The sequence below is a fragment of the Bacillus cereus group sp. MYBK14-1 genome (genome assembly GCF_051916885.1).
GTDB lineage: Bacteria > Bacillota > Bacilli > Bacillales > Bacillaceae_G > Bacillus_A > Bacillus_A cereus.
Window position 1 is genome coordinate 455,775 of sequence record NZ_JBQAHM010000001.1, and the last position, 21,858, is coordinate 477,632.

Genomic DNA, 21,858 nt, shown 5'->3' on the forward strand with positions numbered 1-21,858 from the left:
AAGGTTTATACTCTTTTTCATTCTGACTCAATTAAAGCCTTGATTATTAAGTATCATATTAAAAAGAAGTTTTTTAATGGCTCTGTTATAAGTTGTCTTTCACCCTCTTGTGCAACTATAGAAAAGGTTTATTGAAGAGAAAAGAGAATTGGTTTTATTAAGAAAAATGAACAGGAGGCTATACGAATGGGAAGAAAAGAAATGTTGCAAAATGGAGTCCAACAAGTTTTTTACGAAGAAGAATGGTACCCACCAATATCAGAAGCGTTAAAGAATCTTACGGTTGAACAAGCATGTTGGCAACCAGAAGGTGCTGCCAGTAATACGATTTGGGAAAATGTGAACCATTTATTAATCTTTAAAGAACGCCTACTTTCCCGCTTACATGAAGACGACACATTTGTTGCTCCACAAAATAATGATGAGACGTTTATCCAAGGTGGACCTAATGATGATGCCGCTTGGAAGCAAACCGTAAAGCGAACGCTTCAAGTACATGATGCCTTACAATCTTCATTAACCGCCCTTCAAGAAGCAGAACTAGATCAACTAAGTCCTTCTCTACCAGTTTGGCAACAATATATGAATATCCTTTTGCATGATGCTTATCATACAGGACAAATTATACAGCTTCGGAAACTTCAAGGTTCATGGCCAACTCACCGTTCTTATTTATAAAGTGAAATTTTAATCAGCTCTTACCAATCGGGATTTTGCGGGCAGCCCATCCCCACCTCACTTCTTTGCTTTCCTTGAATTTTGAGGTAAAAATCTTACTGTCCGTTAATCCGGAATAAACGATGTTTAAAATCGCATACGTTTAATATCCAACAAAACAATTGAAAACAGCTAATTGTTCGATAATTACTGCGATTGCTCAAAATAAAGCAAATTAAAATACATTGATTCCTAACATAACTTACATGCTTCATAACTTCTAATCATAATCCAAATTTGGAAGAATAGATGCTTTTTTATATACAAATAATAACTCTCAAGGAGTTGTTGACATGTATTTCATATTGAATATGTTAGGGATTTTCGTTGTCATATTAATCATTTTCTTATGTTCGCCTAATAAAAAACATATAAAATGGAGACCAATTGTAATTCTCATCCTATTGGAGCTTTTTATTACGTGGTTTATGTTAGGCACAAAGCTCGGCAGTATTATCATTAATAAAATTGCGTCATTTTTCAGTTGGCTACTAGCATGTGCGAATGAAGGTATTCGATTTGCATTTCCTTCAGCTATGGAAAGTCAGCACATTGATTTCTTCTTTAGTGCGTTACTTCCTATCATTTTTGTTATTACTTTTTTCGATATTCTTTCTTATTTCGGAATCTTAACTTGGATTATTGATAAAGTAGGTGCAGTTATTTCAAAGATTTCTCGTTTACCAAAGTTAGAAAGTTTCTTTTCGATTCAAATGATGTTTTTAGGAAACACCGAAGCACTTGCGGTTGTTCGTGATCAATTATCTGTTTTAAAAGAAAATCGATTATTAACTTTTGGAATTATGAGTATGAGTAGCGTTAGCGGATCCATTCTTGGTGCTTATTTATCAATGGTTCCAGCAACATATATTTTCAGCGCAATCCCATTAAACTGTATTAACGCATTAATTTTAGCCAATGTATTAAATCCTGTGGAAGTTTCGAAAGAAGAAGACGTTGTTTACACACCTTCAAAACATGAAAAAAAGGATTTCTTTTCTACTATTTCAAACAGTATGTTAGTTGGGATGAATATGGTTATCGTTATTTTAGCTATGGTAATTGGTTATGTAGCTTTAACAGCATGTTTAAATGGGATTTTAGGATTTTTTGTAACGGGGTTAACAATTCAAAAAATCTTCTCCATTATCTTTAGTCCTTTTGCATTTTTACTCGGTTTATCAGGCAGTGATGCTATGTATGTAGCTGAATTAATGGGGATCAAAATAACGACGAATGAATTTGTTGCAATGATGGATTTAAAATCAAACTTAAAGTCGCTACAACCGCATACGGTTGCGGTTGCAACGACATTTCTAGCTTCTTTTGCTAACTTTAGTACAGTAGGTATGATTTACGGAACTTACAATTCATTATTTGGCGGAGAAAAATCATCAGTCATCGGTAAAAATGTTTGGAAGCTTCTTGTTAGCGGGATGGCTGTTTCTTTATTAAGTGCTATGCTCGTTGGGCTATTTGTATGGTAATTAATTTTTATAATAAAAGACACCCAAGCCAATTGAGTGTCTTTTATTATTATTTTCGAATTTGTCCATTTCCACGAATCACATATTTTGTAGAAGTTAATGCTGGAAGCCCCATTGGTCCTCTTACGTGTAACTTTTGTGTACTGATACCAATTTCCGCTCCGAATCCAAATTCGGATCCATCTGTAAAACGAGTCGATGCATTATGATAAAGTGCCGCGGCATCTACAGAAGTAAAAAACTTGCTGACGTTTTCCTCGTTTTCAGTAATAATTGCTTCAGAATGCATAGATCCATACGTATTTATATGATGAATCGCTTCTTCAACAGTGGAAACCATTTTCACTGCTAGTGTGAGAGATAAAAACTCAGTTTCCCAGTCTTCTTCTGTCGCAAGTAAGATAGAAGAATCAATCGCCACTGCTTTATTATCACCACGTAGCTCCACTCCTCTTTCCTTCAAGGAAGAAAACAACTCGCTACCATATTGCTCTGCCCAATTCTCATGAAGTACAATCGTCTCAATTGCATTACATACAGATGGGCGCTGTGTTTTTGCATTTATAATAATATTAAACGCCATTTGTTTATCTGCTGTTTCATCAATGAATATATGACAATTTCCCGCACCTGTTTCAAGTACTGGAACAGACGCTTCTCTCACAACAGTATCGATTAATTGTTTGCCACCTCTTGGTATAAGAACATCCAAGTACTCGTTCAATGTAAACAACTGTTTTGCACTATCTCTCGTTGTATCTTCTATGAGCTGTACACTTTCTGAAGGCAAGCTAGTTTGCTTAAGCGCCCGGTGAATAACGCTAACGATGGCTTTGTTAGAATGGATAGCAGAAGAACTACCACGTAGTATTACTGCGTTTCCTGTTTTTAAACAAATTGTAGCAGCATCAACAGTTACATTCGGTCTTGCCTCATAAATCATCCCGACAACACCAAGTGGTACGCGCATCTCCTGAATAGATAGTCCATTTGGCCTTTCCCATGCACTTACACATTCTCCTACAGGATCACGTAATTCAATTAGCTGCTTAATCCCCTCTGTCATATCAATAATACGATTTTCAGTTAGCAGAAGACGATCAAGGAGTGAATCAGAAAATCCTTTTGCCTTACCTTCTTCAATATCCCTCTTGTTTTCTTCTAAAATATAAGCTGTTTCTAATATTAACTGATCAGCTATTGCGGAAAGTGCTTCGTTTTTTTGCTCTGTAGATTTAAGCACAAGCTCTCTAGCAACCTCTTTTGCTTTTATCCCCTTTGCCAACACTTCATTCATTTTTATTTCCTCCTTTTTAAAGTGAAACCCAATGATCCCTATGGATGACTTCATAACTATGTCTCTCGCCTCTTACTTGAATATCTTGGCTTTGCATACCTTTTACATCTATTAGTTCCTCTGCACTATATGTGCATTGTCCTTTTCCTATTACGCGCCCTTGTTGCGTTACAACCTCTACAACTTCACCCACTTGGAAAAATCCTGATACATTCGTAACACCAGCTGGAAGTAAACTCTTACCATGCTGAATGATGGCAGTAGCTGCCCCAGCATCTACTTCAATTTGTCCGCTAACAAGCGAATGTAAGGCAATCCATTGCTTGTTCATCTTCATTTCTTTTTGAGGAGCATTACCAACATACGTTCCATCACCCTTACCCTTCAAAACATCTACAAACTTTTCCTGTCCACGTCCTGTTCCGATAAATACACTCACACCAAGAGAGAGCGCTGTCTTTGCAGCGTCGATTTTTGATTTCATACCGCCAGTCCCAAGTTTTGAGCCAGCATCTCCTGCAAGAGAAGAAATTTCTTCCGTAACTTCAGGAAGAAAATAATATTTTTTTGCATCCGCATTTTTCTGAGGATTTTTGTCATATAACCCGTTCACATCCGTAAAGATCATAAGCATATCCGCCGAAACAAGCCCGCTTACTAAAGCTGACAGCATATCATTATCGCCGAACGTCAGCTCCTCTAAAGAGATGGAATCATTTTCATTAATAATTGGAAGAGCGGAGCGGTTTAATAATTCTCCTAACGTAGCGTAAGCATTACTATATTGTTCTTTTCTAGAAAAATCACTCCTCGTCAGCAAAAGTTGCGCAGTAACGATGCCATATTTACGGAATTCCTCCGTATACGCCTGCATTAACAAACTTTGTCCGACAGCTGCTGCAGCCTGTTTCCCTTTAATCGTTACAGGTCTGCTAGGATATCCTAGCGCTGAAAAACCTGCAGCGACGGCTCCAGATGTAATTAACACAACCTCGTGCCCATCTTCTTTCAACCGAGCCAATGCGGCAACGTGATCTGAAAGCTGTTCTGTAGAGATGCCTCCGTGACTATCTGCCAAGGAACTACTCCCAATCTTTACAACAACTCGTTGTTTTTTCACTTTTTTATCCCCCAAGTCTAAAATCAAAGTTTTTTATAAATTACACTTCATTCACTTTGTAACTATATCTATTCTCATCAATGCTGCAATGAGGTATTTAAGAGCAAAATAAAAATGACCGCTTCGCCCTTAATAAAATAAAAAGGACGAAACGGTCATTGTTCCGCGGTACCACCTTAATTGATATACATAGATATCCACTTGGTGCCTATAACGCAGGCGAACGCCTAAACTTTCATTTAAGACTCAGGGATAGGTTCGATATATTCTATACGAGGAATCTTTCAGCCGGTGAATTCCACTCTCTTTCGCAAGAAGACATATGTACTAATTCCCTTCAACGATTTTCAATCTAATTTTTTTATATTATGCGATATAGTTCGATTCGGTGTCAAGAGGTATTTTTAAAAATAAATAGAGCCGCAAGTTATTTGTATGAAATTATCGCCCTACTGAATGAAAATACAAAATGATATAAGTTTAACTCATATTCATAAACATAAAACCTTTCATTATAGTGTATATATTTACATAATGTCGAATATAATTAATTTTTATCTTTTAGTGTTGCAAAAAGGAATATATTCTCTTAGAATGTTTCTTTATATTGCACAGGGATGTTATTCTTATTCTAAGAAAATAATATCAAACCGATATAATTGATTATAAAAGGAGCAAGATTGAGTTATTATGGATAAACAAATTGGATTCATCGGTTGCGGAAATATGGGAATGGCTATGATTGGCGGAATGATAAACAAAAATATAGTGTCTTCAAATCAAATTATTTGTTCAGATTTAAACACTGCTAATTTAAAAAATGCTAGTGAAAAATATGGACTAACTACAACTACCGACAACAATGAAGTAGCTAAAAATGCTGATATTTTAATTTTATCAATCAAACCAGACCTATACGCGTCAATAATTAATGAAATAAAAGAAGTAATCAAAAACGATGCTATCATCGTAACGATCGCTGCTGGGAAAAGTATTGAAAGTACTGAAAATGCCTTTAATAAAAAAGTAAAGGTTGTAAGAGTAATGCCTAATACTCCTGCTCTTGTTGGAGAGGGAATGTCTGCATTATGCCCTAATGAAATGGTGACAGAAAAAGATTTAGAAGATGTACTAAACATTTTCAATAGTTTTGGTCAAACAGAGATCGTAAGTGAAAAATTAATGGATGTTGTAACATCTGTAAGTGGTTCTTCACCAGCTTATGTATATATGATTATAGAAGCGATGGCAGATGCTGCTGTACTAGATGGTATGCCAAGAAATCAAGCATATAAATTCGCTGCTCAAGCTGTGTTAGGCTCTGCAAAAATGGTACTAGAAACAGGAATACATCCAGGTGAATTGAAAGATATGGTTTGTTCTCCTGGCGGAACGACAATAGAAGCTGTAGCAACATTAGAGGAAAAAGGACTGAGAACAGCGATTATTTCAGCTATGCAGCGTTGTACGCAAAAATCTGTTGAACTATCTGGTCAAACTAAAAAGTAAAACTGTAAAAGAGATCGCGTTAGCTATGAATTCATATGAATTTAATTAGAAATTCACTACATGATAAACGGCCAAACTCATATATACTTGAGTTTGGCCGTTTCAGCTTTAATTATATTAAAATAATTTCATTCAAATCTTCTTTACAGGTTCTGTTTTATCCCTTACCTATTCCCTACTATGATTGTGTAATTTTATTAGAAACTAATAATTTTTCAATGCATTTCGGTAACATATCTAATAGCGTTTCAAATGCGTAGTTTACATCTAGACGTTCTGTCCATTGATGTGCATCTTTTCCTACCGGCCCCATATTTAATACTGGAACATCAAACTCTTCTAATTCCTGAAGCGGAATTGAATAACCTTTATCCCATAATGGCATATTGTCTACAAGCGAACTCATTGAATCCAGTGGATACTGCAAGCCTACATAACTTAAATCTGAAATCCCCCCAAAATAATTTTGGTTTTCAAATGTAATTTTATGATTGTAGTGTGCATACTTTTCCATTTCTACAACTACCTCTTTTATTAAAGGATTGTTACGTGAACTCACAGCTGGATAGTACGGCGGAGCGAAGAAAAGTACAATCATCGGTGCCTTTTCTTTACATAAAATCGCTAATTTATCTACTAAATCAATCGTTACCGCACGATCATCTTTATCTCCTCTATTTTTTATAATATTAGATTGAATATGATTTATTTTTTCTCGTCCATGTTGCTCAATTGCATATGTGATAAGCTCTTCATAAGTTAATACATTTACTTTGAGATTAGGTGGTATAAATGGATTATATTTAGAAAAACGATATGCATGTTTTTCATACGACTCTTCTATTTTCTCTGCTACTTTCGTTACTTTTTGACGTAACAATGAAACTACATCTGTCATTGATTTTTCTAATAAAAACAAATTAAATAATGTAACTGCACGATGCGGAATTTGTACAGAATAATCCTCTTTTAAGTCCCTTTGAAGTAAGTTAGTTGGCGGAGGACTCGCTTCCCCTTCTACAATATCACAAAGGTCTGTGTTTAACTCTAATTCTGCTGTTATTAATGAAGCCATATAACTCCCATTTAACCCTGCAAAAGGTTCACCTACATGTGTCTCTTTTCCGTAGCAAAGAAAACCAGGTAACACTTTACCAATAGAGCCAGTGTAAATATACTTATTTTGGTCACCAGGATGTCTTGAAAACATAGGCTCTGAGTTTAAGACCGTTTTATAATCTAAGTTATGCTCTCTTGCTAAATCTAACAGTCTCGGAACAGCGGCCCTCATCCCTACAGAATTTACTTCTTCATCTGGTACAGCCAATAAAAGAACATTCCCATCAAATCTTTCTTCGCAAGCTTGCTCAATCATTGCCATTTGTAATGCGAGGCCGCATTTCATATCCATTGTTCCTCTACCAAACAGCCATTCTCCATGTTCTATATCTTCACGTACATGGTCTGGAAGTTCATCTTTATGAGAATAAAACATAGATGTTAACTTTTTAGGATTAAATGCATCTTCTTTCCACATTCCGTAATCTTGTACATCTACAACATCAAAGTGACTTACTAGAATTACAGTATTTTTTGTACTATCGCTTTTCTTTACTAGTGCTGTAACAAAATATCGTCCGTCCCCTGTCGGATTTTTTTGCAAATGGTGCGGGTTTTGTTTGAAATACTGTAAGTCAGATAATTGTTCCACAACAAAGTCTGGCAATATTACTTCAGCTTCTGAACCGGTAATACTAGGAATTTCAACAAGACTGCTTAATAATTGAACCAATTGTTCTTTTGATTGCCACTTTGACATATAAATCCCCCTATTTTCCGCATTATGAAAACTAATTCCAGTATATGAATAAAAAATGACGACAGCTATCAAAATTATAGTTCTGATGTACTGCCGATTTTTATTGATATTTCATGAGCCGCTTGTTTTACCTTGCTAATAAGAAAAGATAGTCGATCATCATTAATACGATGACTAATTAACCCAACACTTAATGCTCCTACTACTTTATGATTAAATCCGATAATAGGTGCAGCTACTGAAGCTGTCCCTTCTGTTTTTTCACCATAACTGACAGCATATCCTTCGTTTCTTATTTGCTTTATTTGATCAAGAAGAATTTGCTTTTGTTCTGGTAAAGCAGAAAGTAGTTGCTCAACAATATATTCCGTTTCATTCTGTTTCATATTGGCAAGCATCGTTTTATTTGCAGCACCAATCGAAAGAGGAATCTGTTCCCCTAAGTTATCAATAACTCGAATTTTTAAAGGACTATCAATTCTTTCAATGATAATAGAATGTGTTCCGTTTGGAATATTCAAATAGACACTTTCTTCCACTTCAGAAGCCAAACGTTTCATCACTTCTCTTGCAACAGATCTATAGTCTACCTTCTCCAATTGACGCAACCCTATTTCCATCCACATTGGTCCAATTTTGTACTGTTTTGTCTCTGTAATTTGTGTAACTAACCCATGCTCCATTAGAGAGTTAAGTAATCTATGTACTGTACTAACCGGGAGATGTGTTCCATCAGCTATATCAGAAATAGCCCAATACTCTTTTTCATTTGTAGAATTCAATAATTTAATAATACTTATCGCTCGATCAATGGACTGTACCATAACTCGCCTCAACTTTACTCGTAATATGTTAGTACGCTTAATTAACTATCAATTTAGCAAACATTCGAAATGAAATCAATCTATTTATTTAATTTTCTAACAATAAAAACATATCACTAACAACGAATTGAAAACGCAAACAAAAAAATATTGACTTTTCTTTTTAATTATCTGAAAATTATAACAAGATTTCACATCACGGAATACATTCCATAATACGGAAAAACATCAAACATTCTTCTATCAACTACGAAAGTGAGGAAAACAATGGCGCAAGTAAGCAATACAAACAATGAATTAAAACGTACGATGAAAAGTAGACACTTATTCATGATTGCACTCGGTGGTGTGATTGGAACCGGGTTATTTAACGGATCTGGCTTTATTATAAGTCAGGCTGGACCTGGTGGATCCGTACTTGCCTTTATTGCTGGTGGATTATTAATGTATTTCGTTATGCTATGTCTTGGTGAACTTGCTGTAGCCATGCCTGTTTCAGGTTCTTTTCAGGAATATGCTACTAAATTCATCAATCCTGCAACTGGCTTTACAATCGGATGGTTGTATTGGTTAAGCTGGGCGAATACGACCGGTCTTGAATTTACAACTGCCGGTATTACAATGCAGCGCTGGTTTCCTGATATTCCTGTTTGGGTTTGGTGTTTAATATTTGGCGTTACCATCTTCACTATTAACGCATTATCTGCTCGTAGTTATGCAGAAACAGAATTTTGGTTTTCAAGTATAAAAGTATCTGCCATTATAGCTTTTATAATTCTTGGTGGCGCCGCTATGTTCGGTTTTATTGATTTAAAAGGCGATGAACCAGCTCCACTTCTTTCAAATTTCGTAAATCATGGTGGTTTATTTCCGAATGGACTTGCAGCTATTCTATTAACAATGGTTACAGTCAATTATTCCTTCCAAGGTACAGAGCTTGTCGGAATCGCAGCAGGTGAAAGTGAAGATCCAGCAAAAACTTTACCTCGCTCTATTAGAAATATTATATGGCGCACAATGTTTTTCTTCGTCTTAGCAATCTTTGTTCTTGTTGCTTTAATTCCTTGGGAAGAAGCTGGATTAACAAAGAGTCCATTCGTTGCTGTTTTTGATAATATCGGTATTCCATATGCAGCTGATATTATGAACTTTGTTATTCTTACTGCTGTTCTTTCTGTCGCAAACTCAGGACTATACGCTGCTACTCGAATGCTTTGGTCTTTATCAAAAAACGAAATGGCTCCAGCATTTTTAAAGAAATTATCATCACGTGGGATTCCTCTCAACGCTTTAATCATGACAATAGCTATTTCTGCTTTTTCTCTTTTGACAAGTGTAGTAGCTGCTGAAACTGTTTACTTGTGGCTCATTTCAATTTCCGGAGTCATTACCATTATTGTTTGGATGTCAATTTGTGTTTCTCAATTCTTTTTCCGCAAACATTATTTAGCAGACGGCGGAAAATTAGAAGACTTAAAATTTAAAACGCCACTTTATCCACTCGTACCAATTCTTGGTTTTGGATTGTATGGCATTATATTAATCAGTCTTATTTTTATCCCAGAACAACGACTTGGAATCTATTGCACTGTCCCATTTATCATCTTTTGCTACACTTACTATCACTTTAAAGTTAAGAAAAGAAATTCTACTAACACTCATAGTAAAACTAAAATTAGCGAGACTTCGTAATATTTGACTATACATAAAAGACCACACCTGGCGTTTCACTTCATGTGTGGTCTTTTTTCATTATTTTAATATGATTTCATCTGAATTTAATGAATATATCCCCTTTCCTACAAAAGTAGTAGAGTGTTCATTTAAACACTTACTACCTCAGTGGGATTTATCACATTCCAATTTCAATATAATAGTAAATAGGTATATCGGATATAGATGTACATTACTAGGCTTATACATATTTCAACTTTAGAATTATATTCACTATTCAATTGGTAGTTACCAATAAAGAAAGGAATGATCATAATAATACAGAACATATACGAAACTCATTTACATGTAAGAAATTTAGAGAAGGCAATAAATTTCTATCAAAACAAGCTAGGATTAACGTTAGCAAGAAAACTCTCCAAAAGAAGAGTGGCTTTCTTTTGGGTCGGAGAAAATAAACAACAAATGCTTGGACTATGGGAAGTACATAACATTGAAGACTTTGAGCCGAGACATTTTGCTTTTGGTGTAAATTTAGAGTTTTTAATGACTTCTAAAGCGTGGTTAGAGGAACGTGGAATAGCAGTGATAGGAAGTCAAGGAAAAGGAAATCAAGAGCCAATTGTCCAAAGGTGGATGCCTGCTGCAAGTGTATACTTTCTAGATTGTGATGGAAACAAATTAGAATTCATTTCTATGCTACATGAGAATCCAGATGAATTAGAATATGCGTCCTATTTAAGTGTATGGAATGCGGAACACCAAGAAAAATGAATGGAATTTTCGTTCAAGTCTTTTCTTATTTTTGGATATAATGTTGTACGATCCCCCCTTTTACTATGAATTTGTTAACATAATGCATTTACTGTCATCTTATATTTGTACTTACGTACGAGCAATTCCTAATCTGCTTCAATTACAATTTGAATTATGTAAATTTTCCTCTTATCTGGCATCTACTCTTTAAACACAAACTCCCCTTAAATCGAAAATGATTAAGGGGAGTTTTATATACGATGCAATTATAGTTCAGATTTCACTCGAACAGAAACATTATTTTTAATTATATTTTTGACATCTTTAAAGCTAACAAAATTGTTACTTTTCTCATCCCAAAGACGGAAACGTAGTGATTGTAAGCTTGTAGCAAGCGTAATCGTTGGTACATTTTTTAACGGAAGCGTATTATTGTGTGCCTCTTCTAGTTTATAGTTAGGTACCCTTGGGCTTAAATGGTGAACATGATGGAATCCAATATTACCAGTTAAGAATTGCAAAATTTTAGGAAGCTTATAAAAAGAACTTCCTTCCACTGCCGCTTTCACATATTCCCAATCTTTATCCTCTTCAAAATAAGAATCCTCAAATGTGTGCTGTACGTAAAACAGCCAAATCCCTACTGAACCTGCTATTAAGAATATAGTACCATGTACTAACAGAAACGATTGCCACCCAATTGCCCAGCAAAGTATAGCTACTACAGCAACAATTATAATATTCGTCAAATAAGTATTCATACGTTCTTTCTGCCTTGCACCTTTTCGGTTAAATCTATTTTTAAGCAAGAAAACATAAATCGGACCTAATCCAAACATAACGAATGGATTGCGATATAAGCGATATGCTAAACGAAGTCTAAATGGTGCAGCTACATATTCATCAACTGTAAGCGTCCAAATATCCCCTGTACCCCTCTTATCCAAATTACCACTCGTAGCGTGGTGAATAGAATGTTCATGCCCCCACTGATCAAATGGGAATAATGTTAAAACACCCATACACGTTCCAACTATTCTATTTGCACGTCGACTTTTAAAGAACGAATAATGGGTGCAATCATGAAAAATAATGAAAATTCTTGTCATAAATCCAGCGGCTAACAGTGCTGGAACTAATGTTAACCAATAAGAAACTGACAAACTTTTATAAGCAAGATACCATAAAATAATAAATGGCACGATTGTGTTGATCAGTTGCCAAACACTTTTTTTAATCGTTGATTTTTCAAAAGGAGCAACTTGTTTTTTTAAATTTTTAGTATTTTCTAAGGTCATTGTTCTAATTCCTTTCCTTTTTGTTGCTAATTCATATTATAGCACACTATTAGTATCAGGTGTTAAAAGTAGCTATAATAAATATTATATACTATGAAAATCTCTTTTTTCTTACTCATTACTTACAAATTACTTACGCCCAAAATAGCTTCTATAATTGGACAGGCGGAGTATTTTATTTATAAAAGAAACTTCGAATTTTTCCAATAAGTACATAAAAAAACAGCAAGTTTTTTCACAAGAAGAAAAAAGCTGCGATAAGTCAGTTTCACCGACTTATCGCAGCTCCTCTTCGTTTTACCTTATTTTATCGATGAAGCCACACTGCACCTGCAGACTTGTCTTCAGCTTGGCCTACCACTTCAAACTTCAGTCCTAGTTTCGGTAACTTACGTCCTGCATCAGGAATAATGCTGTTGATGTATTGCTTAGAATCATCAAATTTTGCCACTCCTGGTAATCCTTTATAATCGAAGATACCGCGAGTTGGTGAATTTACTTTCCATGCTGGTGTTTGATCAAATGAGAATGCCGCATCGGCAATTTGGTAACGCGTACTGCTCTTCACAGTAGGTTGTCCGTTTAATGTCCCTACAATTGCCTCTGGATGAGAATCTACTACTCCTAAGAACCCTTCACCTGGATGAACGCCTACCCAGTTATCTGTAAAGCTTTGATCCGCATACCATACAACCATTCCTGTATTAAATACTGGGCCACGTGCATGTTGTAACGCAGTGTCAGAACCAGCGTAATTTCTCCACTCTACATAGTAATTATGTTTTTTCTGTTCAAATCCGTTAGACACAGTAAAGCCTTTTAACGTCATTGCTGGCTGACCTTCTGCATCATCAGAGAAAACAACTTTTCCATCTACAGTTAATGCTGCATTATCTAATGCAAACCCTTTATAAGCTACTGCAATATCTGTTAAGTACTCAAATTGCAGTTTTACTTTTTTTCCTTTGAATTGGCTTAAATCGTATGATTTATCAACCCACTTACCATCAGTTGTATCCGCGCCGCCTTTTACATCTTTTTCGCCCATTCTATCAATGCGTGTCTTCGTTCCATCTTCTGCAATCGCATATACGTCAAGGAAATCATACTTCGCTTCAAGTTCGTAAAATGCCTTATAATCGAACTTAGCATCCTTTGCATTTGTTAAGTCAAATACTGGTGTCTCAAGTGTTGTATGAATGTCATTTCCTTTTGTACTGTAATAGAACTTCTTACCAAACGCTGATTCGATATTTTTTATATCTTTGTCCGGCAAGTTAACACGAACGATTCCAGGTCGTTTAGATTTTGTAGTACTTTGATCTACATATGTCGCAACACCGATTCCTTTGCTAAGTTTGTCATAATCTACTTCAAGGATATTCGCCCAGTTCCCCTTCATATTCTTTTGGAAAAATTCTTTATTTTGTGGTGAGAAACTCGTTGGCTCTGTTCCTGCAATTTTTCCAGCCCAGCTACCACCACTCATAATAGACCATGACTCAACAGGTTCACCTTGTCCTGAGTACTTTGTATCATATTCATCTGGTAAGCCTAAATCATGGCCATACTCATGTGCAAACACACCAACTGCCCCGTCTTCAGGCTCGATTGTATAATCATATGCAGCCATCTTTCCGCCCCAGTTCGAAACAGAAGATTTCGTGCCATCAATTGCATATGGTTTTGAACCTAGTTTTGAACGATGTGACCAAATCGCATCATCTTTCAATTTACCGCCGCCAGCTTCTTGACCAACGCCAGCATGTACAACCATTAAATGATCAATAATGCCATCTGGCTCATTTTTATTTCCATCACCATCTTGATCGTATTGATCAAATTGGTCATAGTCTGCTAAATTGATTCCTTTTGCTACCGCTGCTTTTAATGCTTCTTTCACAAAATCTTTTGGTCCTAAAGGCCCCTTGTTATCATGCCCAGTACCCGCATCAGCACCATAATCTGATGCTTTTCCTGGAACAGTAAGCCATTCTGTTACAGTCCCATCAACTGTGTAGCTACCACCAGATTGTTCTTCATAATATTGCTTAAATGTGTTAATCTTCGATCCATCAAATAAAGTAAATGGTTCATCACCAAATAACATTTTTTGATAATGTTCACGATTAAAGTCTTTAGAATACATGTATCCTGGCTCTTGATCAATATTGTTATGCTTAAAATCGCTAAATTCTACAAGTAAAACAAGTACTTTATCTTTTCGAACAGCTCCATTGTATTCTTCTTGCTTCGCTGATGTAGTAGGTACTTTTCCATTTAATTTCCCAGGGTTCAATGCTGCACCTTGTCCAGCTACTGGGCCTACTTCAGGCTGCTGCGCCTGTTCATTTTCCTTCATTTTTGCATCTTTTACTTTTTTCATAAAATCAGAAGCTTCTTGCGTAAGACTATCTCCTGTTAAAATTTCTTTCCCAGGGTTTTCCCCTTTCTTTTTCTCAACATATTTTTCGACAGCCTTTGACGTCTCAGCTTGCGATGCAGATTGATCAATTACCCCCCGTTGTTTTAGCGCTTCAGCCAAGCGCTCCTCCGGTATTAAGTGCTCATCTATTGGTAGAGATGATGTTGGTGTCTCAGCATGCGCTGCGTGACCTCCAAAAGCAAACGTACTACTTAGTACTGCTGCTGTTGTTAATACCGCTAATGGTTTTAATTTCTTTTTCTTTTTCAATGTATTTCCTCCCCAGTGTCTGCAAATTATCGTTTTTTGCCGATAACAACATAATATTCGTTATAATACGAATATTCAATCTTTTTCAACAAATAAAATGTTGAGAAATATTTTTTATGCAGGGTGAAATACATACGATAGAAAAACAAACTCACCTATAAATAACAGTGAACTTTTTTAGTAAAAATAAGAATTAAATATTCTCTATACTATTTAATCTATGGGTTACCATATTACTCACTAATCTCATTATTACAAGCTAATAGTGGTTCGTACATCATTATAGCGTGATTCTCTGTTACATATTGATCTTCTATTAACTGTTTCTGTAGATTATATACTTTACGTTGAATCACATTATGTCGTATATAACCGCCCCAGTATGCAGGTTGAATTGAGTGTTCTTTCTCATACACTTCATATTGATAAAGTTGCGGATAGACTGTTCTCCATTCACCAACTAAATGTTCATCTGTCATATAAAGGTGAAGTTGATACGGTTGATCCGTTTCATTTTTAATTTGTAAATCCAAATAGTTATAGGAACAAGTTGCCCCACTCCCAAACGGTTGAGTTCGCCTAGAATCAGGAAAGACATCAAAGCTATGACGATATCGTTCGGTTACTGTCAGTGGTGTATGTAGAGTCATCCAATATATTAAATTTGAAAGCTGACAAAGACCTCCTCCAATACCTGATTGAAAAGATCCGTAGTGTAATACCATACCTTCTACATACCCTTTTTTCCTCGTTGGCTTACCTATTAAACGCCAGTAAGAAAATGTTTCTCCCGGTCTAATGACGATACCATTTAGTTTTTTAACAGCAATTTTCAAATTAACAACCTTATTCTGTTGATACCACATATCTACATCTTTGAGCTTACGAAGTAATATTGTTTGGTGCTGAATTGCTGTACAAGGTAGCTTTTCTTGTTGGAACCTTTTTGCATATGTTTTTCCGTCTGCTAACCACTGAATGTGCCTCTTTGTAGAGTAATACCACTTACCTAGCATAATGCGATACTTAGACCGCTGTTTAGGACGTAAGTGCACTATATTCATTTTATTCCCTCTCTCTTTCTTCAACTAAATTCTAATATATTTCTAATTCAATAAATTACAGTTTTCTTAACTGCATAATAATTTCCGCAAAAAAATAATAAATTTACTCTAGTGGAGATTTTATTTTGATGATTGCTTTATAATTATATAAAACTGAGCTTCAATACAATAAATTGAAATAAACACATTATAAATATAACGGATAACCTTAAATAAAAAATAATGAACATTAAAGAAATTCTAAAGTATTAATATATTTTTCGTAAATATTAATTGATAACCCATTAGACTTTACTATATGTATAACTTCTTATTCTACAAAACGAAATTTTTTAATGTAAGAAAAAACTATACTTTCCCTTTAACATTTATACCAGTCTCATATGGAAAACTTTACAAAACAATCCGAACCCTTATATTTAGAATAAACACAAAAAATTGCCACCAGTTAGCTTAACTGGTTGGCAATTTTTTAACGAGAATGCTTTACAAATAGTTGAATTGCTTCTTCTGGTACATAGCACTTTCCATTACTCTCTACAATAATACTTCCTAATTCATACCCTTTACCATTGATACGAATTATATTTTTGTTACCAAATAATTGTGCTTCTACTTTATTACGTTTTACTACGAGTAACGGGTTTGCTCCTTCGGTTTTGTCGGCTGTTACAGTTGCACCGATTTTCTTAAAGGCTTGTTCACTCTCTAAAAATATTTTATTCGTTACTTCTTCTAAGTTAAAGCCCATCGCTTTCGCCATCGTCTTCGCAATGTATGTATTTTGGATTAAGCCTTCTGGTTTTTGAGGTCCATAAGAATGTAAAAATACATCCTCACCTGTATGTCCTCCTGTCGTAAAGCCGATATTTGCACGATTAGCCAATAATGTAGTAAGAATTCGTCCTACATCCATTTTCTTTTTTGCCGCTTTTAATTTTTCTTTTTCATCATGAGTTAGATTATCCAAACCGTATAGTTTAGCTACATCTTCTACATTTGATAAATCAGATTTCAGTTTATTTATAGTTCCTTCAAGTGTCATTTTCGCCTTTTTCAATGAATCAATGTATGCAGAAACCGGTGTAGTATTGTATCCTTTTGTCGTATTTCTATTCCCTATAGAGATACCGCTGTTACCATGATCAGTTAAAGCTATGAGCATCGTATCCCCATCTTTCTTTGCAAATTGTAACGCCTTTGCTACCGCTTCATCAAATGCCAATACATCACTAATCATCCCAATTGGATCATTAGCATGGGCTGCCCAATCAGGCTTACTACCTTCTATGAATAAAAAGAAGCCACCTTTATCTTTTGATAATGTTTGAATTGCTTTTTCTGTCATTTGAGAAAGTGTTGGTTGTTCTGGGTTTGTTGCTATACGATCCATATCAAACGCAAGAGCATGATGTGAGAAAGAGCCCCAAATTTTATTAGATTTGGAGTTCAATAACGCATCTTTCGTTTCAACGAAATCGTATCCTTTGTCTTGAATCACCTTCACTAAATTTTCACCATCTTTTCGGATTCCATTACTTTGCATAGGTAGCAGCGCTGCTTTTCCCCCGCCTAATACGACATCTATATTTTGATATACTTGCTGCTTCGCAATTACGTCAAATTGCTTGCGATTGACATGGTGAGCCGAGAATCCCGCCGGAGTAGCATGCTGAATTTCAGATGTAGCAACAATTCCAGTTGCACGACCAGTACGTTTTGCACCTTCTAATACGTTTGCGACCGGCCGTAACTTGTCCTCTTCTTTTATTGGCTCTAAGCTAGGCGAACTTACAATAGAAGGTAATACACCTACATATCCTGAATTTGATTTATTTCCAGTTGCTAATGCTGTTGCTGCTGGCGCTGAGTCTGTAATAGCTGATTCCGCCGAAAACGTACGAACTCCTCCTGTTACAATTTGATCTAACGTAAGCGGTGCCCCTTTATACCAGCGAGCCAATGTTGTCGCCGTTGAACTCGTTCCGTCCATAACCATCATAATTATATTTTTAGGCTGATGTTCTACTTTTTTCACCTTAGCTTTGGCCGCATGATAATTCATCATACTTTCCGTACTTAATACGCTTACTATTATAGCTGCCACTAATAGCAACTTTTTCATCTTCACACCATAATTCAACATGATTGTTCCTCCATAAACTTTGCATTCATTTAAATACACACTATTTCCTTTTCCATACCAAAACCTACATATGTTTTATTAGTTCCCAATTCTCATAAAGCTAACAATAGTTACTTTCCCTTTCTTTCCTTTATTAAATATCGGTATGTATCATCTATCTTATAAAAAAGATTTAACATCCTTTTCATTAATTACTTGTTTAACAATAAATCCTCGATCAAAAGAAATAAAAATTTATTGTTAAACAATAAATTTCGTGTTAAATTAATAAGATATTAAATAAATGAGGTGCTTTTTATGAAACAAGGATCCACACTCTTTTTAAAGACCGTTGTGATTCTGATTGGAATCCCCGTTCTTGCTATGTGCATTTTTTTAGTCCCTAAAATAGGAGCTTTCGCTGCAGAATTATATCCAGATATTGCATATATTAAATATCTTGTATTTATCAATTTATATGCAACAGCAATACCTTATTACTTCGCACTGTACCAAACATTTAAGCTTTTAAACTATATTGATAAAAATAACGCATTCTCAGAGTTATCTGTTCAAGCGTTAAAAAATATTAAGTACAGCGCATTGGCAATTAGTGTATTATATGTATTAGGTATGCCACTTTTCTATCTCGTGGCAGAGAGAGATGACGCCCCTGGCATTATTATTATCGGAATGATTATGATTTTTGCTTCAATGGTAATCGCGGTCTTTGCTGCCGTTCTCCAAAGACTATTAAAAGATGCTATAGATATAAAATCAGAAAATGATTTAACGGTCTGAGGTGAATAATATGGCAATTATTATTAATATTGATGTAATGTTAGCGAAAAGAAAAATGAGTGTAACAGAGCTTTCGGAGAAGGTTGGAATTACAATGGCTAACCTTTCTATCTTGAAAAATGGAAAAGCAAAAGCAGTCCGTTTTTCAACTTTAGAAGCAATATGTAAAGCATTAGAATGCCAACCGGGGGATATTTTAGAATATCAACCTGAAGATACCGAGTAAAAAGAGTCCTTCATACGAGAAGGACTCTTTTTATTACACATTACGGTGCAAAACTAATTTGACCAGTAAACAATAGGATAATTGCTATGATCCAAAATATAAAAAATGATGAGGACAGTATTAATGAAAGAATAGCAATTCCCTTCTTCTCTGTTCTTTTCGTCATTGTGATTATTGAAAGTATGATACCTACACCTGTCAGGGCAATTGTAATATAATCTCCAACTATATTACCTGCATTGGCTATCCTTGTTGGCGTTATAAAAACGAATAGAAAACACAAAATGCCGATGAGTAAAGATACATAGCTTATTATACTGTACTTCTTTTTAGGAACTATTTCAGTTTTCATACTAACCCCACCCCTTCTATATAGCTATGAATTCATATTAACATGAATAACCATAATTTGGTTAAAATATAAAAAAGATAAAGTAGACGCTATCACTTTATCTTTCGGTTTATTTCTATCTAACAATTAACCTGGCTACTTCCTTAATAAAGATGGACGATCATTCTTTACCCTCTAGTAATTATTATATACAGAAAATAAAGTGAAACTTTAATCAGTGGAGGTTTTGTTCACCCTTCACTGATTATTAGTTGAACCAATCAGGCTACCCGTTAATGCGGAATAAAATGAAAGAGTTCTAAAAAATAAAGACTGTACCTTTAAAATGAAAGATTCAGTCTTTATTAATAACTTTTTTTATAAAGAAAACTCTCTATCACTCACTATCTTAAAAAACTCCGAGTAATGTGATAAAGAATAATCCGCTACATCACAATCACCTTGAAACATACATGTTGAAATACCTAATTCTTTTGCAGGTAATAAATCTAATTCTCTATCTCCAATAGCTAAATCAATATTATGTTTTTTATGTAAATGATTATAAGCTAAAGAGTTGGGCTTTCGTGGAAAGCCATCGTCAATTGTAACCATATCTACAAAGTACTTTTCCCAGCCGTAATATTTAAAAATGTCCATAACCCCTGCCCTATGTTTATGGGTCATAATCACATTTTTATCTGCAAATTTCAAAACCTCTTCGACACCTGCAAAAGGTTTCATATCTTTTGGCGTGAATTTCCCCTTCAAAACTTTAATCTTTTCTTCCTGCTCACATGAAATATTATAATACTGAATTGCATGAGAGTATGATATTTTTAAGTTTTTGTATATTTCTTGTTTTTCTACTGAATCACCTAATATTTCAGAAAGCATCATTGTATATGCAGGATACGTATCAAATAACGTCCCATCAAAATCCCATAAAATATTCATTCTATTCACCTTCTATTTTCAAATCATTCAATGACTAAATCCGCCCTATCCCTCGGCAATTCCGTTTTTAAGTAATAATCCTCTGCTTTCCAATACCTATTTTCAAACTTTGAAAGGTTTTTCTGCGTTTTTTCACTCTCACGTAGAAACCTTGTCTCTCTTGGACAGTCCAAATAGACCATATAATGAAAAAAATCTCTCCATTCTTTTCGCTGCAGAAAAACTCCTTCAATAACAATTACGCCTACAATAGGAATCTGTACTTTTTCCATTTCACATATATCTGTTTCTTCATGAAAGAAAGGTAATTTCAATTTTGTTTCATGTTGTAGCTTTTGAAAAAATTTCCGCCTTAGCCATTCAATGTCCCATTGTAAATAATAATACTCATACCATTCTTCATATCCAGTATGATATCGTTTATTACGCTCCACTATATGATCATCAATATGGAAAATACGAAACGGAATGCCTTCTTGTTTCATATTTTCTTTTAAATTGGCTACGAATGTTGTTTTTCCAGATCGACTTAAACCATCTATACCTAAAATGAATCTATTTTCCCTATGCTTCTTCATAATCGTTATAAGTTCGTTTGTACTCATTACTTCTTCCACTCTTCTTTTAATAAAGAATATAAAATGGTATCATGAGCAACTCCATTTTGAATCATATGTTTTCGAAGTAATCCTTCTTCTTGAAATCCTGCTTTTATTAATAATTTTTGAGAAGCTTTATTTTCTACATATACAACCGCTGCGATTCTTATTAGTTGCAGTATTTCAAATCCGTAAGCTAAAATTGCTTGTAATGCTTCCAATGCATATCCTTGTCCCCAATATGTATCATCTAATTCATAACCAATTTCAGCTCGTTTATGATGATTATTAATTAAATGAAATCCGCACGTTCCGATTAATTGGCCCGTCCCTTTTTTCTCGATTCCCCAGCGAAATACACTGCCCTCTTCATAACGATTTTTGAACGTTTGAATCATTGTTTTCGCTTGCTCAATATTTTGGAAAGAATCCATTCCGAAATAACGTATAACTGATTCTTTCGAAAAATATTGGAACATCGTTTCTGCATCTAATAGTGTAAGTTCTCTTAAGAATAAACGTTCTGTTTCTAGTTTCGGAAATCCCATTTCTCTTTCTC

General features: G+C 34.9%; 19 protein-coding genes and 1 other annotated feature. Of the genes, 7 read left to right on the top strand and 12 right to left on the bottom strand.

Annotated features, from left to right (window positions below; translation table 11 throughout):
- The first annotated feature begins 186 nt into the window (after positions 1 to 186).
- Positions 187 to 678: a DinB family protein gene (locus ACTFR3_RS02395; RefSeq protein ID WP_400154793.1), complete on the top strand. Its 492-nt coding sequence runs from the start codon at positions 187 to 189 to the stop codon at positions 676 to 678.
- 332 nt (positions 679 to 1,010) lie between these two features.
- The gene (locus ACTFR3_RS02400; protein WP_000273596.1) at positions 1,011 to 2,204 is read left to right on the top strand and encodes a NupC/NupG family nucleoside CNT transporter; all 1,194 of its coding nucleotides are present in this window, start codon (positions 1,011 to 1,013) and stop codon (positions 2,202 to 2,204) included.
- A 49-nt stretch (positions 2,205 to 2,253) separates the two neighbouring features.
- Here ACTFR3_RS02400 and ACTFR3_RS02405 read toward each other — a convergent pair whose 3' ends face one another.
- Positions 2,254 to 3,501 (bottom strand): glutamate-5-semialdehyde dehydrogenase, encoded by a 1,248-nt coding sequence (locus tag ACTFR3_RS02405; protein WP_400154794.1) that lies wholly within the window; start codon positions 3,499 to 3,501, stop codon positions 2,254 to 2,256.
- A 16-nt stretch (positions 3,502 to 3,517) separates the two neighbouring features.
- On the bottom strand, positions 3,518 to 4,621 hold the full coding sequence (proB, locus tag ACTFR3_RS02410; RefSeq protein WP_000744803.1) for a glutamate 5-kinase: 1,104 nt from the start codon (positions 4,619 to 4,621) through the stop codon (positions 3,518 to 3,520).
- A gap of 139 nt (positions 4,622 to 4,760) precedes the next feature.
- Positions 4,761 to 4,971 (bottom strand) — a binding site (T-box leader).
- A gap of 340 nt (positions 4,972 to 5,311) precedes the next feature.
- On the opposite strand from proB, the gene proC reads away from it, so the two are divergent.
- The gene (gene proC / locus ACTFR3_RS02415; protein ID WP_000360725.1) at positions 5,312 to 6,130 is read left to right on the top strand and encodes a pyrroline-5-carboxylate reductase; all 819 of its coding nucleotides are present in this window, start codon (positions 5,312 to 5,314) and stop codon (positions 6,128 to 6,130) included.
- Between the two features lie 178 nt (positions 6,131 to 6,308).
- Here the strand turns inward: proC and ACTFR3_RS02420 are convergent, their stop codons facing one another.
- The gene (locus ACTFR3_RS02420) at positions 6,309 to 7,949 is read right to left on the bottom strand and encodes a M20/M25/M40 family metallo-hydrolase (RefSeq protein ID WP_070180244.1); all 1,641 of its coding nucleotides are present in this window, start codon (positions 7,947 to 7,949) and stop codon (positions 6,309 to 6,311) included.
- Between the two features lie 74 nt (positions 7,950 to 8,023).
- Positions 8,024 to 8,773, bottom strand: coding sequence for an IclR family transcriptional regulator (locus ACTFR3_RS02425; protein WP_103622471.1), 750 nt, complete (start codon positions 8,771 to 8,773; stop codon positions 8,024 to 8,026).
- A gap of 267 nt (positions 8,774 to 9,040) precedes the next feature.
- Here ACTFR3_RS02425 and ACTFR3_RS02430 point away from each other — a divergent pair, with 267 nt between their 5' ends.
- Positions 9,041 to 10,465: an amino acid permease gene (locus tag ACTFR3_RS02430; protein WP_017673824.1), complete on the top strand. Its 1,425-nt coding sequence runs from the start codon at positions 9,041 to 9,043 to the stop codon at positions 10,463 to 10,465.
- Between the two features lie 297 nt (positions 10,466 to 10,762).
- A complete protein-coding gene (locus ACTFR3_RS02435) occupies positions 10,763 to 11,221 on the top strand; it encodes a VOC family protein (protein WP_025687456.1) in 459 nt (152 codons plus the stop codon).
- 248 nt (positions 11,222 to 11,469) lie between these two features.
- Here ACTFR3_RS02435 and ACTFR3_RS02440 read toward each other — a convergent pair whose 3' ends face one another.
- The 4 genes from ACTFR3_RS02440 to ACTFR3_RS02455 form a co-directional block, all read right to left on the bottom strand.
- Entirely contained in the window at positions 11,470 to 12,501 is a 1,032-nt protein-coding gene (locus ACTFR3_RS02440) for a fatty acid desaturase (protein ID WP_000171504.1), read from the bottom strand.
- A 307-nt stretch (positions 12,502 to 12,808) separates the two neighbouring features.
- Positions 12,809 to 15,196, bottom strand: a complete 2,388-nt coding sequence (locus tag ACTFR3_RS02445; protein ID WP_000727440.1) for an immune inhibitor A domain-containing protein — start codon at positions 15,194 to 15,196, stop codon at positions 12,809 to 12,811.
- Between the two features lie 233 nt (positions 15,197 to 15,429).
- Positions 15,430 to 16,260, bottom strand: coding sequence for a VanW family protein (locus tag ACTFR3_RS02450; RefSeq protein ID WP_001028236.1), 831 nt, complete (start codon positions 16,258 to 16,260; stop codon positions 15,430 to 15,432).
- A 472-nt stretch (positions 16,261 to 16,732) separates the two neighbouring features.
- Positions 16,733 to 18,406: an alkaline phosphatase gene (locus tag ACTFR3_RS02455; protein ID WP_440044124.1), complete on the bottom strand. Its 1,674-nt coding sequence runs from the start codon at positions 18,404 to 18,406 to the stop codon at positions 16,733 to 16,735.
- Between the two features lie 297 nt (positions 18,407 to 18,703).
- Between ACTFR3_RS02455 and ACTFR3_RS02460 the strand changes: the two genes are divergently transcribed.
- Both ACTFR3_RS02460 and ACTFR3_RS02465 read left to right on the top strand, forming a co-directional pair.
- Positions 18,704 to 19,186: a DUF2975 domain-containing protein gene (locus tag ACTFR3_RS02460; protein WP_000809113.1), complete on the top strand. Its 483-nt coding sequence runs from the start codon at positions 18,704 to 18,706 to the stop codon at positions 19,184 to 19,186.
- Positions 19,187 to 19,196: 10 nt separating this feature from the next.
- Positions 19,197 to 19,412: a helix-turn-helix domain-containing protein gene (locus ACTFR3_RS02465; protein WP_000974619.1), complete on the top strand. Its 216-nt coding sequence runs from the start codon at positions 19,197 to 19,199 to the stop codon at positions 19,410 to 19,412.
- A gap of 40 nt (positions 19,413 to 19,452) precedes the next feature.
- Here ACTFR3_RS02465 and ACTFR3_RS02470 read toward each other — a convergent pair whose 3' ends face one another.
- The 4 genes from ACTFR3_RS02470 to ACTFR3_RS02485 form a co-directional block, all read right to left on the bottom strand.
- Entirely contained in the window at positions 19,453 to 19,764 is a 312-nt protein-coding gene (locus ACTFR3_RS02470) for a hypothetical protein (protein ID WP_000845558.1), read from the bottom strand.
- A gap of 357 nt (positions 19,765 to 20,121) precedes the next feature.
- Positions 20,122 to 20,700 carry an HAD-IA family hydrolase gene (locus tag ACTFR3_RS02475; protein ID WP_078421366.1) on the bottom strand — a complete coding sequence of 193 codons (579 nt, stop codon included), beginning with the start codon at positions 20,698 to 20,700 and terminating at the stop codon, positions 20,122 to 20,124.
- A 23-nt stretch (positions 20,701 to 20,723) separates the two neighbouring features.
- Positions 20,724 to 21,305: a kinase gene (locus tag ACTFR3_RS02480; protein WP_000106114.1), complete on the bottom strand. Its 582-nt coding sequence runs from the start codon at positions 21,303 to 21,305 to the stop codon at positions 20,724 to 20,726.
- Entirely contained in the window at positions 21,305 to 21,847 is a 543-nt protein-coding gene (locus tag ACTFR3_RS02485; RefSeq protein ID WP_000506638.1) for a GNAT family N-acetyltransferase, read from the bottom strand. Before ACTFR3_RS02485 ends, ACTFR3_RS02480 begins: the two co-directional genes overlap by 1 nt.
- Positions 21,848 to 21,858 lie beyond the last annotated feature (11 nt).

Bases quoted from the DNA above. Each gene is read 5' to 3' on its own strand.
- ACTFR3_RS02440 (WP_000171504.1), bottom strand. From the start codon at position 12,501: ATGACCTTAGAAAATACTAAAAATTTAAAAAAACAAGTTGCTCCTTTT.
- ACTFR3_RS02420 (WP_070180244.1), bottom strand. From the start codon at position 7,949: ATGTCAAAGTGGCAATCAAAAGAACAATTGGTTCAATTATTAAGCAGT.
- ACTFR3_RS02480 (WP_000106114.1), bottom strand. From the start codon at position 21,305: ATGAGTACAAACGAACTTATAACGATTATGAAGAAGCATAGGGAAAAT.
- ACTFR3_RS02460 (WP_000809113.1), top strand. From the start codon at position 18,704: ATGAAACAAGGATCCACACTCTTTTTAAAGACCGTTGTGATTCTGATT.
- ACTFR3_RS02430 (WP_017673824.1), top strand. From the start codon at position 9,041: ATGGCGCAAGTAAGCAATACAAACAATGAATTAAAACGTACGATGAAA.
- ACTFR3_RS02425 (WP_103622471.1), bottom strand. From the start codon at position 8,773: ATGGTACAGTCCATTGATCGAGCGATAAGTATTATTAAATTATTGAAT.
- ACTFR3_RS02400 (WP_000273596.1), top strand. From the start codon at position 1,011: ATGTATTTCATATTGAATATGTTAGGGATTTTCGTTGTCATATTAATC.
- ACTFR3_RS02450 (WP_001028236.1), bottom strand. From the start codon at position 16,260: ATGAATATAGTGCACTTACGTCCTAAACAGCGGTCTAAGTATCGCATT.
- ACTFR3_RS02455 (WP_440044124.1), bottom strand. From the start codon at position 18,406: ATGTTGAATTATGGTGTGAAGATGAAAAAGTTGCTATTAGTGGCAGCT.
- ACTFR3_RS02485 (WP_000506638.1), bottom strand. From the start codon at position 21,847: ATGGGATTTCCGAAACTAGAAACAGAACGTTTATTCTTAAGAGAACTT.
- proC (WP_000360725.1), top strand. From the start codon at position 5,312: ATGGATAAACAAATTGGATTCATCGGTTGCGGAAATATGGGAATGGCT.
- ACTFR3_RS02405 (WP_400154794.1), bottom strand. From the start codon at position 3,501: ATGAATGAAGTGTTGGCAAAGGGGATAAAAGCAAAAGAGGTTGCTAGA.
- ACTFR3_RS02465 (WP_000974619.1), top strand. From the start codon at position 19,197: ATGGCAATTATTATTAATATTGATGTAATGTTAGCGAAAAGAAAAATG.
- ACTFR3_RS02475 (WP_078421366.1), bottom strand. From the start codon at position 20,700: ATGAATATTTTATGGGATTTTGATGGGACGTTATTTGATACGTATCCT.
- ACTFR3_RS02395 (WP_400154793.1), top strand. From the start codon at position 187: ATGGGAAGAAAAGAAATGTTGCAAAATGGAGTCCAACAAGTTTTTTAC.
- ACTFR3_RS02470 (WP_000845558.1), bottom strand. From the start codon at position 19,764: ATGAAAACTGAAATAGTTCCTAAAAAGAAGTACAGTATAATAAGCTAT.